General features: G+C 52.4%; 15 protein-coding genes and 1 rRNA gene. 8 read left to right on the top strand and 8 right to left on the bottom strand.

Features of this window, described 5'->3' with window-relative positions; genetic code table 11:
* Window positions 1-15 precede the first annotated feature (15 nt).
* Window positions 16-591, bottom strand: coding sequence for an RNA polymerase sigma factor RpoE (rpoE, locus tag F4V72_RS15120; protein ID WP_006176728.1), 576 nt, complete (start codon window positions 589-591; stop codon window positions 16-18).
* Complete coding sequence (rseD, locus tag F4V72_RS15115) at window positions 588-752, bottom strand: rpoE leader peptide RseD (RefSeq protein ID WP_014344135.1); 165 nt, start codon at window positions 750-752, stop codon at window positions 588-590. Before rseD ends, rpoE begins: the two co-directional genes overlap by 4 nt.
* Before the next feature lie 263 nt (window positions 753-1,015).
* On the opposite strand from rseD, the gene nadB reads away from it, so the two are divergent.
* Window positions 1,016-2,638: an L-aspartate oxidase gene (gene nadB / locus F4V72_RS15105; RefSeq protein ID WP_053510798.1), complete on the top strand. Its 1,623-nt coding sequence runs from the start codon at window positions 1,016-1,018 to the stop codon at window positions 2,636-2,638.
* On the opposite strand, the gene trmN is transcribed toward nadB, so the two are convergent.
* Window positions 2,623-3,360 (bottom strand): tRNA(1)(Val) (adenine(37)-N(6))-methyltransferase TrmN, encoded by a 738-nt coding sequence (trmN, locus tag F4V72_RS15100; RefSeq protein ID WP_023246019.1) that lies wholly within the window; start codon window positions 3,358-3,360, stop codon window positions 2,623-2,625. The two genes, nadB and trmN, sit on opposite strands and share 16 nt — an antisense overlap.
* Window positions 3,361-3,489: 129 nt before the next feature.
* Here trmN and srmB point away from each other — a divergent pair, with 129 nt between their 5' ends.
* Window positions 3,490-4,824 (top strand): ATP-dependent RNA helicase SrmB, encoded by a 1,335-nt coding sequence (gene srmB / locus F4V72_RS15095; protein ID WP_136058133.1) that lies wholly within the window; start codon window positions 3,490-3,492, stop codon window positions 4,822-4,824.
* Window positions 4,825-4,938: 114 nt separating this feature from the next.
* On the opposite strand, the gene grcA is transcribed toward srmB, so the two are convergent.
* A complete protein-coding gene (gene grcA, locus F4V72_RS15090) occupies window positions 4,939-5,322 on the bottom strand; it encodes an autonomous glycyl radical cofactor GrcA (protein WP_000627811.1) in 384 nt (127 codons plus the stop codon).
* Window positions 5,323-5,640: 318 nt separating this feature from the next.
* On the opposite strand from grcA, the gene ung reads away from it, so the two are divergent.
* Window positions 5,641-6,330 carry a uracil-DNA glycosylase gene (gene ung / locus F4V72_RS15085; protein WP_023246021.1) on the top strand — a complete coding sequence of 230 codons (690 nt, stop codon included), beginning with the start codon at window positions 5,641-5,643 and terminating at the stop codon, window positions 6,328-6,330.
* A 114-nt stretch (window positions 6,331-6,444) separates the two neighbouring features.
* On the opposite strand, the gene F4V72_RS15080 is transcribed toward ung, so the two are convergent.
* The gene (locus tag F4V72_RS15080) at window positions 6,445-7,482 is read right to left on the bottom strand and encodes a tRNA/rRNA methyltransferase (RefSeq protein WP_136058132.1); all 1,038 of its coding nucleotides are present in this window, start codon (window positions 7,480-7,482) and stop codon (window positions 6,445-6,447) included.
* A 193-nt stretch (window positions 7,483-7,675) separates the two neighbouring features.
* On the opposite strand from F4V72_RS15080, the gene trxC reads away from it, so the two are divergent.
* The 5 genes from trxC to F4V72_RS15055 all read left to right on the top strand — a co-directional run bounded on the left by trxC (window position 7,676) and on the right by F4V72_RS15055 (window position 13,400).
* Window positions 7,676-8,095 carry a thioredoxin TrxC gene (gene trxC, locus F4V72_RS15075; protein WP_001098731.1) on the top strand — a complete coding sequence of 140 codons (420 nt, stop codon included), beginning with the start codon at window positions 7,676-7,678 and terminating at the stop codon, window positions 8,093-8,095.
* Window positions 8,096-8,167: 72 nt separating this feature from the next.
* Complete coding sequence (gene tapT / locus F4V72_RS15070; RefSeq protein ID WP_053510812.1) at window positions 8,168-8,866, top strand: tRNA-uridine aminocarboxypropyltransferase; 699 nt, start codon at window positions 8,168-8,170, stop codon at window positions 8,864-8,866.
* A gap of 35 nt (window positions 8,867-8,901) precedes the next feature.
* Window positions 8,902-11,562, top strand: coding sequence for a protein lysine acetyltransferase (pat, locus tag F4V72_RS15065; RefSeq protein WP_136058131.1), 2,661 nt, complete (start codon window positions 8,902-8,904; stop codon window positions 11,560-11,562).
* Window positions 11,563-11,676: 114 nt separating this feature from the next.
* Window positions 11,677-13,032, top strand: a complete 1,356-nt coding sequence (gene pssA / locus F4V72_RS15060) for a CDP-diacylglycerol--serine O-phosphatidyltransferase (RefSeq protein WP_023246025.1) — start codon at window positions 11,677-11,679, stop codon at window positions 13,030-13,032.
* 44 nt (window positions 13,033-13,076) lie between these two features.
* Window positions 13,077-13,400, top strand: coding sequence for a YfiM family lipoprotein (locus tag F4V72_RS15055; protein WP_001264472.1), 324 nt, complete (start codon window positions 13,077-13,079; stop codon window positions 13,398-13,400).
* Here the strand turns inward: F4V72_RS15055 and F4V72_RS15050 are convergent.
* From F4V72_RS15050 to rrf, 3 genes are all read right to left on the bottom strand, one after another.
* Window positions 13,397-14,698, bottom strand: a complete 1,302-nt coding sequence (locus F4V72_RS15050; RefSeq protein ID WP_000807813.1) for an MFS transporter — start codon at window positions 14,696-14,698, stop codon at window positions 13,397-13,399. The genes F4V72_RS15055 and F4V72_RS15050 overlap by 4 nt on opposite strands.
* Window positions 14,699-14,801: 103 nt before the next feature.
* Window positions 14,802-15,257, bottom strand: a complete 456-nt coding sequence (locus tag F4V72_RS15045) for a DUF4385 domain-containing protein (RefSeq protein WP_000985656.1) — start codon at window positions 15,255-15,257, stop codon at window positions 14,802-14,804.
* A 136-nt stretch (window positions 15,258-15,393) separates the two neighbouring features.
* Window positions 15,394-15,509 (bottom strand): 5S ribosomal RNA (gene rrf / locus F4V72_RS15040).
* Between the last annotated feature and the right edge of the window lie 5 nt (window positions 15,510-15,514).

Raw genomic sequence — 15,514 nt, 5'->3', positions numbered from 1 at the left:
AGTATCCCGCTATCGTCAACGCCTGATAAGCGGTTGAACTTTATTATCAATAGCTTCCCGCGCCCGGAAGATACGTGAACGCACCGTCCCCACCGGACAATCCATGATAGCCGCTATCTCTTCATAGCTCAGGCCATCCAGCTCCCGTAAGGTGATTGCCATACGTAAATCTTCCGGGAGGGACTCAATAGTTCGGAAAACTATCTGTCTCAGTTCTTCTGACAACATTAAGTTCTCAGGGTTCGAAATTTCTTTCAGCGCGCCGCCGCTTTCAAAGTTTTCTGCGTCAATCGCGTCTACATCACTGGAAGGCGGACGACGCCCCTGAGCAACCAGGTAGTTCTTCGCGGTATTGACCGCAATGCGATACAACCAGGTATAAAAAGCGCTATCTCCCCGGAAAGAATCCAGCGCGCGATAGGCCTTAATAAATGATTCCTGTACGACATCGGGAACGTCGCCCGATGGCACATAGCGGGAAACCAGACTCGCCACTTTATGCTGGTAGCGCACTACCAGTAAGTTAAAGGCTTTCTGATCTCCCTTCTGGACCCGTTCAACCAGGACCTGGTCCGTTAACTGCTCGCTCATCCGAGGTAATGTCTCCCCAAACCAAATTTCCACGCGCTTTCGAAACGCCACTCCATAAGCCGCACTATGAGCAAGCAACAGGTTAGAGTGTCTATGTTTCGTAAAGTTCCGTTACGCATTTGTTTTTGTTTGTCATGTTGTAGACAGGTCTTATCTTCCATTATAAGTCTACAGATACTGAACAACGCACTATCTGTACAGAAATGCCTATTTCGTCGTTTGCAGAGTAACCTAACAGCATCTTTATTTCACTACAAAATCTGATGCTAACATCCTGCCCTACAAAATATTTTTTGCCGTTTATCTCTCGCCGTATTTTTATTTTATGTTTAATAAGCACAACATCAGCGAAATCATAACGTGCTTTTTAGCGCCATATAGTGCTAATCTACCGCAACAATGTTTAGTAAATTAAACAAAGGCCATAATGACAACTCCTGAACTGTCCTGTGATGTGTTAATTATCGGCAGCGGCGCGGCCGGACTCTCGCTGGCGCTGCGTCTGGCTGAAAAACATAAGGTTATCGTCCTGAGTAAAGGGCCGGTGAGCGAGGGCTCCACGTTTTATGCGCAGGGCGGTATTGCCGCCGTGTTTGATGAAACCGACAGTATTGCGTCGCATGTCGAAGATACGCTGATTGCCGGCGCCGGAATTTGCGATCGCCACGCGGTGGAGTTTGTCGCCAGCAACGCCCGCGCCTGCGTGCAGTGGCTTATCGATCAGGGCGTCCTGTTTGATACGCATGTCCAGCCAAACGGCAAGGAGAGCTATCATCTCACGCGTGAAGGCGGCCACAGTCATCGCCGTATCCTTCATGCCGCCGACGCTACCGGAAAGGAAGTCGAAACCACGCTGGTCAGTCGGGCGCAAAATCATCCTCATATTCAGGTGCTGGAACGCAGCAATGCCGTTGATTTAATTATCTCCGATAAAATTGGTCTGCCGGGGCCTCGCCGGGTCGTCGGCGCCTGGCTCTGGAATCGCAATAAAGAGTGGGTTGAAACCTGTCATGCTAAGTCGGTGGTGCTGGCGACCGGCGGCGCCTCAAAGGTTTATCAATACACCACTAACCCGGATATTTCCTCCGGCGACGGTATCGCGATGGCCTGGCGCGCGGGTTGCCGGGTCGCTAATCTGGAATTTAACCAGTTTCATCCGACCGCCCTTTATCATCCGCAGGCGCGTAATTTTCTCCTTACCGAAGCGCTGCGCGGCGAAGGCGCATACCTTAAACGTCCGGACGGTTCGCGGTTTATGCCGGACATTGACGAACGCGGCGAACTGGCGCCGCGCGATATTGTCGCCCGCGCTATTGACCATGAGATGAAACGACTCGGCGCAGACTGTATGTTTCTCGATATCAGCCACAAGCCTGAAGATTTTGTCCGCCAGCACTTCCCGATGATCTATGAGAAACTGTTCGATTTGGGGATGGATTTAACCAAAGAACCGATTCCCGTCGTTCCTGCCGCGCACTATACCTGCGGCGGCGTGGTCGTCGATGACTATGGTCGTACCGATGTAGACGGTTTATATGCCATTGGCGAAGTCAGTTACACCGGTCTGCACGGCGCTAACCGTATGGCGTCCAACTCGTTGCTGGAATGCTTAGTTTACGGCTGGTCCGCGGCAATGGATATCGACAGGCGAATGCCTTACGCCCACGGCGTTGATGTTCTTCCCGCCTGGGATGAAAGCCGCGTGGAGAACGCCGATGAACGGGTGGTGATTCAGCATAACTGGCATGAGCTGCGTCTGCTGATGTGGGACTATGTGGGTATTGTGCGCACGACGAAACGGCTGGAACGCGCCCTACGGCGTATTACCATGTTGCAACAAGAGATTGACGAGTATTACGCCAACTTTCGCGTCTCGAATAATTTACTGGAACTGCGTAATCTGGTGCAGGTGGCCGAATTGATTGTGCGTTGCGCGATGATGCGTAAAGAGAGCCGGGGGCTGCACTTTACGCTGGATTATCCGCACCAACTGGCTGAATCCGGCCCATCGATCCTTTCGCCGTTAACGTCTCACATAAACAGATAAAATGCCTGGGTCAACGCCGTATAACTTTCAGAATAATGCTGGTCTGACCCGCGAATCACTAATCTGTCGCTAAAGTACTCCCCGGCTTGCGGGGAGAATGCGAGCAGAACCCGGTGCGGCAAGCGCGCTTCGTTTTCCGCAACGTCAGTACGTAACCGCAAATGCCATCCCATGTTGAGCGCTTGCTGCGTAAAAACGTTGCCTATTTGTTCCGGCAATACGACGCAAAAAAAGCCGTCTTCGGTAATACAATCCGCTGCAATAGCCAATAACGTCTGGTGATCCAGCGTAGCGGTGTAACGCGCCTGCTCCCGCTGCGGCGTAGCGCATTCCACGCCGGGTTCGTAATAAGGCGGATTGCTGAGAATAAGATCAAAGCGTACCGTCTGACGAGGTGCCCAACGCTGAATATTGTCAGTATGCACCGTTATTCGATGCGACCAGGGAGAGTGAGCAACGTTTTCCTGTGCTTGCCTGGCAGCCCCGGCATCCAGCTCCACGGCGTCAATAGGCACATTGTCATCCGTCCGCTGCGCCAGCATTAACGCCAGCAGACCGCTTCCAGTACCGATATCCAGAATTCGCTTTACATCCGCGACCGGCGCCCACGCCCCGAGTAAAATACCGTCAGTTCCCACTTTCATCGCACACCGATCATGTGCAACAAAAAACTGTTTAAACGTAAATCCGTTACGACGAAGAACGGAGCCAGACTGAGACATGTAAAAACAACCTTGCGAAAAACGGCGACAGCGCCGGGTGAAAACAATACCTGAGAAGGGATATCCATACAAACAGATGAAGATTGCGGCCGTAACGTCTATAATCAGCGCCCCACACAGAGGTAGAACATGACTGTAACGACTTTTTCCGAACTTGAACTCGACGAAAGCCTGCTGGATGCCCTCCAGGATAAAGGTTTCACTCGCCCGACCGCCATTCAGGCTGCCGCCATTCCGCCTGCGCTCGATGGCCGTGATGTACTCGGTTCTGCGCCGACAGGCACCGGTAAAACGGCGGCATACCTGCTGCCGGCGTTGCAGCACCTGCTCGACTTTCCGCGTAAAAAATCAGGGCCGCCGCGCATTCTGATCCTGACGCCAACCCGCGAACTGGCAATGCAGGTTGCCGATCACGCTCGTGAACTGGCTAAGCATACTCATCTGGATATCGCCACGATTACCGGCGGCGTAGCCTATATGAACCATGCTGAAGTGTTTAGCGAAAACCAGGATATCGTGGTCGCCACGACGGGCCGTCTGCTGCAATATATAAAAGAAGAGAACTTCGACTGCCGGGCAGTTGAAACACTGATCCTTGACGAAGCTGACCGGATGCTGGACATGGGCTTCGCTCAGGATATTGAACATATCGCCGGCGAAACCCGTTGGCGTAAACAGACGATGCTGTTCTCCGCCACGCTGGAAGGCGATGCGATTAAAGATTTTGCCGAACGCCTGCTGGAAGATCCGGTTGAAGTTTCCGCCAATCCGTCAACCCGCGAGCGTAAGAAAATTCACCAGTGGTACTACCGTGCCGACAATTTCGAACATAAAGTTGCTCTGTTGAAGCACCTGCTAAAACAAGACAATGCAACCCGTTCTATCGTGTTTGTGCGTAAACGTGAACGCGTCCATGAACTGGCCGAAACGCTGCGTCTATCAGGGATCAACAATTGCTATCTTGAAGGCGAGATGGCGCAGATCAAACGTAACGAAGGTATTAAGCGTCTCACCGACGGTCGCGTTAACGTGCTGGTCGCAACCGACGTCGCTGCACGCGGGATTGATATTCCTGACGTAAGCCACGTCATTAACTTCGACATGCCGCGCAGTGGTGATACCTATCTGCATCGTATTGGTCGTACAGGCCGTGCTGGCCGCAAAGGCACGGCAATCTCGCTGGTAGAAGCCCACGACCATCTGCTGCTGCTGAAAATAGGTCGTTACATCGAAGAGCCGCTAAAAGCGCGCGTCATTGATGAACTTCGCCCGACCACGCGCGCCCCCAGCGAAAAGTTGACCGGCAAACCGTCGAAAAAAGTGCTGGCGAAACGCGCCGAGAAGAAAAAAGAGAAAGAAAAAGAGAAGCCGCGCGTGAAGAAACGTCACCGCGATACAAAAAATATCGGTAAGCGCCGCAAGCCAAGCGGTACGCAAATGCAGGAGCAATCCAGCGAAGAGTGATGATGATGCCGGGCTCTACCCGGCATTTTTTTCCCGATGAATCGACGTAAAAAAACGGAAGACGTATAAACGTCTTCCGTTTTTTACACCCCAAGCCGGTATAATTCGTGAATCTTACAGGCTTTCAGTAAAGGTACGAGCGATAACGTCGCGCTGCTGTTCCGGCGTCAGGGAGTTAAAACGCACCGCATAACCAGAAACACGAATAGTCAGCTGCGGGTATTTTTCCGGATGCTTAACCGCGTCTTCCAGCGTTTCACGACGCAGAACGTTAACGTTCAGATGCTGACCGCCTTCAACGCGCACTTCCGGTTTAACTTCCATCGGAATTTCACGGTATTCAATCTCGCCCAGTTTGCTGACAGCCACAACTTCATCTTCAGCAAAGCCGGATTTTGCAACGATGCAGCGCGCTTCGCCTTTTTCGCTGTCCAGCAGCCAGAAGGAATTCAGCAGGTCGTCGTTAGCGGCTTTAGTAATCTGGATACCTGTAATCATGTGATGCCTCCCCAGGCAAAATTATTTGATTTCGGTCGGCCTAATCCCGGCCAATTGGTAAAACCATTGTTGCTTGAGTGTATATATACCCTTCGATCACCCTTCATTCTTTGATTTAAATCAATAAAAACCACACCATAAAAAGGGCGATGGAGGGAATTTATTGTTTTACATCAACTTACACCATTCGGCTCTATAAACTTTTTACATAAATTTTCAACTATCTTTTGTAGGTAACGGTTTTTGTAGCACGCAGGATTTTGCACTGCAGAAAGAAGCAGTTAAGCTAAGGGAACTGGAAATTCGCAGGAGAGCGAGATGGCGACTGAGTTAACCTGGCACGATGTGCTGGCTGATGAGAAACAGCAACCTTACTTTATTAATACGCTTCATACCGTTGCTGGCGAGCGTCAGTCGGGGATCACGGTCTACCCGCCGCAAAAAGATGTGTTTAACGCCTTTCGCTTCACGGAACTGGGCGACGTTAAGGTGGTGATCCTGGGGCAAGATCCTTACCACGGCCCCGGCCAGGCGCATGGTCTGGCGTTTTCCGTACGTCCTGGAATCGCGCCCCCGCCGTCATTAGTGAATATGTACAAGGAGCTGGAAGCCTCCATTCCCGGCTTTGTTCGCCCCGCGCACGGTTATCTGGAAAGCTGGGCGCGCCAGGGCGTACTGTTACTGAATACGGTGCTCACGGTACGGGCAGGCCAGGCGCACTCTCATGCCAGCCTGGGGTGGGAAACCTTTACGGATAAAGTGATAAGCCTGATTAACCAACACCGCGAAGGCGTCGTCTTCCTGCTGTGGGGCTCGCACGCCCAGAAGAAAGGCGCGATTATTGATCCGCAGCGCCACCATATTCTGAAAGCCCCGCATCCCTCGCCGCTCTCTGCGCACCGCGGATTTTTTGGCTGCAATCATTTTGCGCTAACGAACCAATGGCTGGAACAACACGGCGAGAAAACTATCGACTGGACGCCAGTACTACCGACTGAGAGTGAATAACGCTGGCGGCTCGCCGTTTTATCGCCCGGATAACGGCGCGAAAGCGCCTTATCTGACCGGGCGGTGGAAGTACATAATTGGCCCGGCACGCGTTGCGCCACCGGGCTGTAGCCCTTACGCTTTATTCTGCCGCCACCACTCGGCGAGCAGCACGCCTGTCGCAACCGACACATTAAGGCTTTCCACGTTCCCCGTGCCGTTAATTTTTACACACAGATCATTGGGTTCGCGCGCCGCTTCCGGCAGGAAGTCATATTCACGGCCTAAGACCAGCACCATCTTTTCCGGCAGGGTCGTACTAAAGAGCGCCTGACCGCGATCGCTGGACGTCGTCACCACGGTGTACCCCGCCTGACGAAAATCATCCAGTACGTAAACAATGCTTTCACCAGTGATCGGCTGGACATGCTCTGCCCCGCCTTCCGCGGTACGAATCGCCGCGCCGGATTCCAGCAACGCCGCATCCTGTACCACCACGCCTTTCACGCCGAAGTGCGCGCAGCTACGCATCATGCCGCCCAGATTATGCGGGTTAGCGACATCTTCCAACGCCAGTACGCAGTCTTGATCCGCCGCCTGCTTTACCCATTGCTTAACGGTCGTACCGTTACGCTTTTTAATCAGGAAACATACGCCGCCGTGGTGCTCAGTCCCGGAAGCTTTTGCCAGTTCGGCTTCATCCACAACATGGTAGGCTTTACGATTCGCCGCCATCCAGCGAAGCGCCTCTTTAAAACGCGGCGTTACGCTTTGGATAAACCATGCGCGCACGATGGCGTCAGGACGGCTCTGGAATAGCGCCTGGCAGGCATTTTCGCCGTAGACGCGCGTCTCTTCCGCACGCTGGCGACGCAAAACTTCAGGGTCGATAAAACTTTTACCGCTAATACCGCCATGATCGACTTTTTCAGGCGCTTCATCGCCTGGCGCGCGGGACACAGTACGCCACGGCGATGTTTCATGTTTACGGTCACGGATCTGATTATTTCGCTCATCACGGGCAGGGCGACGTCCACCGTCAGTGCGAGACTTTGCTGGGCGGCCTCCCCCTTTCCCGGTACGCGGGTTATGGGTGCGTTTATCAGAGTCATCATCACTACGGACATACATCACTTTGACTTTGCCGCTTTTGTTTTTTAATTCATCGTTCATGCTTTTCTCCACCAGCGCTGCGCGAAGCGCGAAGATTACCCGATGTGCATCCGGTTAGCCATGATTTCGTTTAAAAGCCTGCGACTATTGTACTCATTGAATAAAACACATTGTTGTTTAGCACAAACTCCTCGATAATATGTAACATTATAGAAACATCTCGCGCGTAGCGGGACGTATTCAGAGGTTAGCTATGAACACCGTTTGTACCCATTGCCAGGCCATCAACCGCATCCCCGACGATCGGCTTCAGGATGCGGCAAAATGTGGACGCTGCGGTCATGAGTTGTTTGACGGAGAAGTCATTAATGCGACCGGCGAAACGCTGGACAAACTGTTGAAGGACGATCTTCCAGTGGTGATCGACTTTTGGGCGCCCTGGTGCGGCCCTTGCCGTAACTTTGCGCCTATCTTCGAGGATGTCGCAGAAGAGCGCAGCGGTAAAGTCCGTTTTGTCAAAGTGAATACCGAGGCGGAACGTGAACTTAGCGCCCGTTTCGGTATTCGCAGCATCCCGACGATTATGATCTTTAAACATGGACAGGTGGTCGATATGCTCAATGGCGCAGTACCTAAAGCGCCTTTTGACAACTGGCTGAACGAAGCACTGTAAACGCCATGGGGCGCATCTTGTGCCCCATTTTCACCTCTGCCACAATAGCGTTTTTCTCCACAAACGCTTTCTATGACCAATAACGCTGTCCTTCAGTTACGCGCCGAACGGCTTGCGCGCGCTACACGTCCTTTTCTTGCCAGAGGCAACCGGGTTCACCGCTGCCAGCGCTGCTTGCTGCCGCTAAAACGTTGCCTGTGTGATACGTTAACGCCTTCTCAGGCGAAAAGCCGTTTTTGTCTGGTCATGTTTGACACTGAACCGATGAAACCCAGCAATACCGGCCGACTGATAGCCGATATCTTGCCGGATACCGCGGCGTTTCAGTGGTCGCGTACCGAGCCGCCGCAGGCGTTGCTGGAGCTGGTACAGCATCCGGATTATCAGCCGATGGTGGTCTTTCCCGCGTCCTACGCCGACGAAGCGCGCGAGGTCATTTCCACCCCGCCCGCCGGGAAACCGCCGCTGTTTATCATGCTTGACGGCACCTGGCCCGAAGCACGTAAAATGTTTCGTAAAAGCCCTTATCTGGATCATCTGCCGGTAATTTCCGTCGATTTATCGCGTCTTTCAGCTTATCGTCTGCGTGAAATCCATGCCGAAGGGCAATATTGTACCGCCGAAGTCGCGATAGCGTTGTTAGATCTGGCGGGAGATACCGAGGCTGCAACCAGTTTAGGTGAACATTTCACCCGTTTTAAAACGCGCTATCTGGCAGGAAAAACGCAACATCCGGGAAACGTCACAGCAGAAAATAGCGAAAGCGTTTAAAATCATCCGGTCACTTCTGTGTAAGGGAAACCGGTATGAGCCAGCAAGGACTGGAAGCGCTACTGCGACCAAAATCGATCGCGGTGATTGGCGCATCAATGAAGCCCCACCGTGCGGGTTATCTGATGATGCGTAACTTGTTGGCGGGCGGATTCAATGGCCCCGTCCTTCCCGTGACGCCCGCCTGGAAAGCCGTTTTAGGCGTCATGGCCTGGCCGGATATCGCCAGTCTCCCTTTTACTCCCGATCTGGCTATTTTATGCACTAACGCCAGCCGTAACCTGGCGTTACTGGAGGCGCTTGGCGCGAAAGGTTGTAAAACGTGTATTATCCTTTCTGCTCCCACGTCGCAACATGAAGAACTTCTTGTCTGTGCCCGGCACTATAAAATGCGTCTGCTGGGTCCGAACAGTCTTGGGCTCCTCGCGCCGTGGCAAGGGCTGAATGCCAGCTTTTCTCCCGTCCCGATTAAGCAGGGCAAGCTCGCCTTTATTTCCCAGTCTGCCGCCGTTTCCAATACTATTCTTGACTGGGCGCAACAGCGTGAAATGGGCTTCTCCTACTTTATCGCGCTGGGCGATAGCCTGGATATTGATGTCGATGAACTGCTCGACTATCTGGCGCGCGACAGCAAGACCAGCGCGATTTTGCTCTATCTGGAACAGTTAAGTGACGCCCGCCGTTTTGTTTCCGCCGCCCGTAGCGCTTCACGTAACAAACCGATTCTGGTGATTAAAAGCGGCCGAAGCCCGGCAGCCCAGCGTTTACTTAATACCAGCGCGGGAATGGACCCGGCGTGGGATGCGGCCATCCAGCGCGCAGGCCTGCTACGAGTCCAGGATACGCACGAGCTTTTTTCCGCCGTCGAAACGCTCAGCCATATGCGTCCGCTACGCGGCGACAGACTGATGATCATCAGTAATGGCGCCGCGCCTGCCGCGCTGGCGTTAGATGAGTTGTGGTCGCGTAACGGCAAGCTAGCGACGTTGAGCGAAGAGACCTGCCTGCAACTACGGCAGGCGCTTCCCGCGCACATTGATATTGCCAATCCGCTAGATCTGTGTGATGACGCCAGCCGCGAACATTACGTCAAAACGCTGGATATCCTGCTCTCCAGTCAGGATTTTGACGCGCTTATGGTTATCCACTCTCCCAGCGCAGCCGCGCCGGGTACGGAAAGCGCCCATGCGCTGATCGAGACGATTAAGCGCCACCCCAGAGGCAGGTTTGTTACGCTGCTGACAAACTGGTGCGGCGAGTTCTCGTCTCAGGAAGCAAGACGGCTATTCAGCGAAGCCGGATTACCCACCTACCGTACGCCGGAAGGCACGATTACCGCTTTTATGCATATGGTGGAATACCGGCGTAATCAGAAGCAACTGCGGGAAACGCCAGCGCTGCCGAGTAACCTGACGTCCAATACCGCCGAAGCACATAATCTGTTACAGCAGGCGATTGCGGAAGGCGCCACCTCGTTGGATACCCATGAAGTACAGCCAATTTTACACGCCTATGGATTACATACCCTTCCCACCTGGATTGCCGGCGACAGCGCGGAAGCGGTGCATATCGCCGAACAGATAGGCTATCCGGTAGCCCTCAAGTTACGCTCGCCGGATATTCCGCATAAATCTGAAGTTCAGGGGGTTATGCTTTATTTGCGGACCGCGAATGAGGTGCAGCAGGCCGCCAACGCCATTTTCGATCGTGTAAAGATGGCCTGGCCGCAGGCGCGGATTCACGGTTTGCTGGTACAAAGCATGGCTAACCGCGCCGGAGCGCAGGAGCTTCGTGTGGTGGTCGAGCACGATCCGGTGTTTGGTCCTTTGATTATGTTGGGTGAAGGCGGCGTGGAGTGGCGTCCGGAAGAGCAGGCTGTCGTAGCACTGCCGCCGCTCAATATGAATCTGGCGCGCTATCTGGTGATTCAGGGCATTAAACAGCGGAAAATTCGCGCCCGCAGCGCGCTGCATCCGTTGGATATCGTCGGTTTAAGCCAGTTGCTGGTCCAGGTTTCAAACCTGATTGTCGACTGCCCGGAAATTCAGCGTCTGGATATCCATCCGCTGCTGGCTTCCGCCAGTGAGTTTACCGCGCTGGATGTAACGCTGGATATTGCCCCGTTTGATGGCGATAGCGAAAGTCGACTTGCGGTACGCCCCTATCCCCACCAGCTTGAAGAGTGGGTGGAGATGAAAAACGGCGATCGCTGTCTGTTTCGTCCGATCCTGCCGGAAGATGAGCCCCAACTGCGACAATTCATCGCTCAGGTCACTAAAGAGGATCTTTACTACCGTTATTTCAGCGAGATCAACGAATTTACCCACGAAGATTTAGCCAACATGACGCAGATCGACTACGATCGAGAAATGGCGTTTGTGGCTGTGCGACGGCTGGACAACGCTGAAGAGATCCTCGGCGTAACGCGTGCGATTTCCGATCCTGATAACATGGATGCTGAATTTGCCGTATTGGTGCGTTCAGATCTCAAAGGATTGGGCTTAGGACGCCGTTTAATGGAGAAATTGATTGCTTATACTCGCGATCACGGATTGAAGCGGCTGAACGGTATTACGATGCCGAACAATCGCGGCATGGTCGCGTTGGCCAGAAAACTGGGATTTCAGGTCGATATTCAGCTCGAAGAGGGCATCGTGGGATTAACGCTGAATCTGGCCAAATGTGATGAATCGTGAGTAATGTACTGGAAATGTTGACCACTTTAACGGGTACTGATGTTATTATTGCTCGCTTATGTCGTCTGCATAGCACAGAGGACCCTTCAATGAACAGAGAAGAAATGCACTGTGATGTTGTCAAAATTTAAGCGTAATAAACATCAACAACACCTTGCCCAACTCCCTAAGATTTCTCAGTCAGTTGATGATGTAGATTTCTTTTATACTCCTGCTACTTTTCGGGAGACACTGCTGGAGAAAATCGCCAGCGCGACGCAGCGTATTTGTATCGTTGCCCTGTATCTGGAACAGGACGATGGGGGTAAAGGTATACTCGACGCGCTCTATGCGGCTAAACGGCAGCGTCCTGAACTGGACGTGCGGGTGCTGGTCGACTGGCATCGCGCGCAGCGTGGGCGCATTGGCGCAGCGGCCTCGAATACCAATGCAGACTGGTATTGCCGGCTGGCGCAGGAAAACCCCGGCATTGATGTCCCGGTTTACGGCGTACCAATTAATACGCGAGAAGCGCTTGGCGTACTGCATTTTAAAGGGTTTATCATTGATGATAGCGTCCTGTACAGCGGCGCCAGTCTGAACGATGTCTATCTCCATCAGCATGACAAATATCGCTATGATCGCTACCAGCTCATTCGTAATCGGCAAATGGCAGACATCATGTTTGACTGGGTTACGCAAAATCTGATGAATGGTCGTGGTGTGAATCGTCTGGATAATACCCAGCGTCCGAAAAGCCCGGAGATTAAAAACGATATCCGCTTATACCGTCAGGAGCTGCGTGATGCGTCATATCATTTTCAGGGTGACGCTAATGACGAGCAACTCTCCGTTACGCCGCTGGTCGGGCTTGGAAAATCCAGTCTGCTGAACAAAACCATTTTCCATCTCATGCCCTGTGCGGAGCATAAGCTCACCATTTGTACCCCTTACTTCAATCTACCAGCGGTACTGGTGCGGAATATTATCCAGCTACTGCGCGACGGAAAGAAAGTCGAAATCATTGTTGGCGATAAAACCGCGAATGATTTTTACATTCCGGAAGATGAACCGTTCAAGATCATTGGCGCGCTGCCCTATCTCTATGAGATTAACCTGCGCCGCTTCCTGAGCCGTTTACAATATTACGTCAATACCGATCAGCTTGTGGTGCGTCTGTGGAAAGATGACGACAATACCTATCATCTGAAAGGGATGTGGGTAGATGATAAATGGATGCTACTCACCGGCAACAATTTGAATCCCCGCGCCTGGCGTCTGGATCTGGAAAACGCCATTCTGATCCACGATCCTAAGCAGGAACTTACCCCTCAGCGGGAAAAAGAGCTGGAACTTATCCGAACGCACACGACCATCGTAAAACATTATCGTGACCTGCAGAGCATTGCCGACTATCCGATAAAAGTGCGTAAATTGATTCGCCGCCTGCGCCGGATCCGCATCGACAGATTAATTAGCCGTATCCTGTAATCGAAGCCCCGTCCTGTACGGGGTTTCCTCTTAGGAGTGGACTGGTGCGCGTGTTGATTCCTTTTACTGTGTTGTTTCTCTCCGGGTGCAGCCATCTGGCTAACGACCACTGGAGCGGCCAGGATAAAGCCCAGCATTTTATGGCATCAGCGATGCTATCGGCAGCCGGTAATGAGTATGCGCGCCACCAGGGAGTAAGCCCTGACCGTAGCGCAGCGATAGGGCTGATGTTTTCTTTGAGTCTCGGAGCCTCAAAAGAACTCTGGGACAGCCGCCCGGAAGGAAGCGGCTGGAGCTGGAAAGATTTTGTCTGGGATGTCGCTGGCGCGACAACCGGTTACGCTATCTGGCAAATGGCGCAGTACTAAAGGCGCAAGCCCTTTCCTTTACGGTGCAACATCAGCGAAACCAGGAAAGCCAGAACGGCCATCGCGGTAACATACCAGAAGAACGAATTCTCCATACCGACAGATTTTAGCGACAGCGCGACATATTCCGCAGAGCCGCCAAACAATGCGTTTGCTACCGCATAAGATAAACCGACGCCCAGAGCGCGAACTTGCGCCGGAAACATCTCCGCTTTCAGGATCCCGCTAATCGAGGTATAGAAACTCACAATCAATAGCGCGCACATCACTAAAGCAAATGCGGCATAAGGCGACGTCACATTCTGCAACGCGGAGAGAATAGGAACGGTGAAAAGAGTCGCGAGCGCGCCAAAACATAGCATAGAGGTACGCCTGCCTATCTTATCGGATAACGCGCCAAATAACGGCTGCACCAACATGAAAACACACAGCGCGGCCGTCATAATGCCGCTGGCGACATTGGCATGCATACCTGCTGTATTTACCAGATATTTCTGCATATAGGTGGTGAAGGTGTAAAAGCACAGCGATCCTGCCGCGGTAAAACCAAGCACCATCAAAAAAGCTTTGCGATTACGCCACAAACCTTTCAACGAACCAGCTTCTTTTAACGCGCGAGTCTCATGCTTCGAGGTTTCATCCAGCTGGCGACGTAGCCATAACGCCACAACCGCCAGCACAGCACCCAGCGCAAAGGGAATACGCCATCCCCAGGCACGAAGTTCAGCATCCTCCAGAACCTGCTGCAAAATCACAACGACCAGCAATGCCAATAGTTGCCCACCAATAAGCGTAACATACTGAAATGAAGCGAAAAATCCCTTACGACCTTCAAGCGCAACTTCACTCATATATGTCGCGCTGGTCCCGTACTCCCCCCCTACCGAGAGCCCCTGAAATAATCTTGCAATAAGTAGCAGCGCCGGTGCCCAGGTGCCGATGGTATCGTAACCGGGTAAACAGGCAATCACCAGCGACCCCATGCACATCATGCACACCGAAATCAGCATTGAGGCTTTACGCCCGCGTCGATCGGCAATGCGTCCAAACAGCCAACCACCGATAGGCCGCATTAAAAAACCTGCGGCAAAGACACCTGCCGTTTGCAAAAGCTGAGTGGTGGTATTACCAGAAGGAAAGAAGATATGTGCAAAATAGAGCGAGCAGAAAGAGTAGACGTAGAAATCAAACCATTCCACTAAGTTTCCGGAGGATGCCCCCACGATAGCCCATATGCGTCGCCGCATCTCCGGAGCCTCAGCGTTGTTTTTATCTATACGCTGAATAATTTCTGCCATACTGTTCTCCTTGTTGCCAGGCTTGATCGGCCTTTTATTTTGGAGATTCAGATTACGCGAGACAAAAAAGTAAATAAAGTGTTAATTATTTGTTTGCTAATTTTTATCCCCACCGTGCCTGATGCTGGCGTTTCCGTTTCAGATAGTCTTCGTCCTGACGAATTTTATCCCACCAACCTTTGAAAACCGTTGCCGCCGCGGCCTTAATAGGATCATTACCCCGTGTATTCAGGCTGCCGTCTTCTGCATACTTTTTACCGCCTTTATAGTTAGCGTATCGCCTGGCGCGGGTATATCCCATCTGAATAAATTTACGCGCCATGTCCATACCAACGAAATCATCCTGTTGCCGGTAAGCTTCGAACAACTGGTAGATCTGTTCTGCGGATTTCATCGCCGATGTTTCATCTTTATAGCGCCAGAAAGGAAGAATTTCACTTTTGTAGGGTTCAACCAGTAGCACCCCCTGCTCGCCTCGTCCAACCTGATACAATTCAGGCTGCTGGCGGAAATCAATGCTGGAAAAGTCCTGCTGGTAGTTAAAAGGTTTGATAGCCAATGAAAATCCTCACTGCTTATATCAGCAAGTATAAAGGATAGTTCATCGTTAATGATCAGGAAGGTTTTGCCCGGTGATGGTGGCGCACAGACGCAAAAAAGCCTGTCCGTCAGGACAGGCTTCTTCACTGTTTGATGCCTGGCAGTTCCCTACTCTCGCATGGGGAGACCCCACACTACCATCGGCGCTACGGCGTTTCACTTCTGAGTTCGGCATGGGGTCAGGTGGGACCACCGCGCTACGGCCGCCAGGCAAAT

The sequence above is a fragment of the Salmonella enterica subsp. diarizonae genome (assembly GCF_008692785.1).
Lineage (GTDB): Bacteria > Pseudomonadota > Gammaproteobacteria > Enterobacterales > Enterobacteriaceae > Salmonella > Salmonella diarizonae.
This window is presented reverse-complemented; position numbering and strand designations above follow the sequence as displayed.

Bases quoted from the DNA above. Each gene is read 5' to 3' on its own strand.
- trmN (WP_023246019.1), bottom strand. From the start codon at position 3,360: ATGTCTCAGTCTGGCTCCGTTCTTCGTCGTAACGGATTTACGTTTAAA.
- rseD (WP_014344135.1), bottom strand. From the start codon at position 752: ATGGAAGATAAGACCTGTCTACAACATGACAAACAAAAACAAATGCGT.
- F4V72_RS15080 (WP_136058132.1), bottom strand. From the start codon at position 7,482: ATGAACGATGAATTAAAAAACAAAAGCGGCAAAGTCAAAGTGATGTAT.
- ung (WP_023246021.1), top strand. From the start codon at position 5,641: ATGGCGACTGAGTTAACCTGGCACGATGTGCTGGCTGATGAGAAACAG.
- tapT (WP_053510812.1), top strand. From the start codon at position 8,168: ATGACCAATAACGCTGTCCTTCAGTTACGCGCCGAACGGCTTGCGCGC.
- pat (WP_136058131.1), top strand. From the start codon at position 8,902: ATGAGCCAGCAAGGACTGGAAGCGCTACTGCGACCAAAATCGATCGCG.
- grcA (WP_000627811.1), bottom strand. From the start codon at position 5,322: ATGATTACAGGTATCCAGATTACTAAAGCCGCTAACGACGACCTGCTG.
- srmB (WP_136058133.1), top strand. From the start codon at position 3,490: ATGACTGTAACGACTTTTTCCGAACTTGAACTCGACGAAAGCCTGCTG.
- pssA (WP_023246025.1), top strand. From the start codon at position 11,677: ATGTTGTCAAAATTTAAGCGTAATAAACATCAACAACACCTTGCCCAA.
- rpoE (WP_006176728.1), bottom strand. From the start codon at position 591: ATGAGCGAGCAGTTAACGGACCAGGTCCTGGTTGAACGGGTCCAGAAG.
- F4V72_RS15050 (WP_000807813.1), bottom strand. From the start codon at position 14,698: ATGGCAGAAATTATTCAGCGTATAGATAAAAACAACGCTGAGGCTCCG.
- trxC (WP_001098731.1), top strand. From the start codon at position 7,676: ATGAACACCGTTTGTACCCATTGCCAGGCCATCAACCGCATCCCCGAC.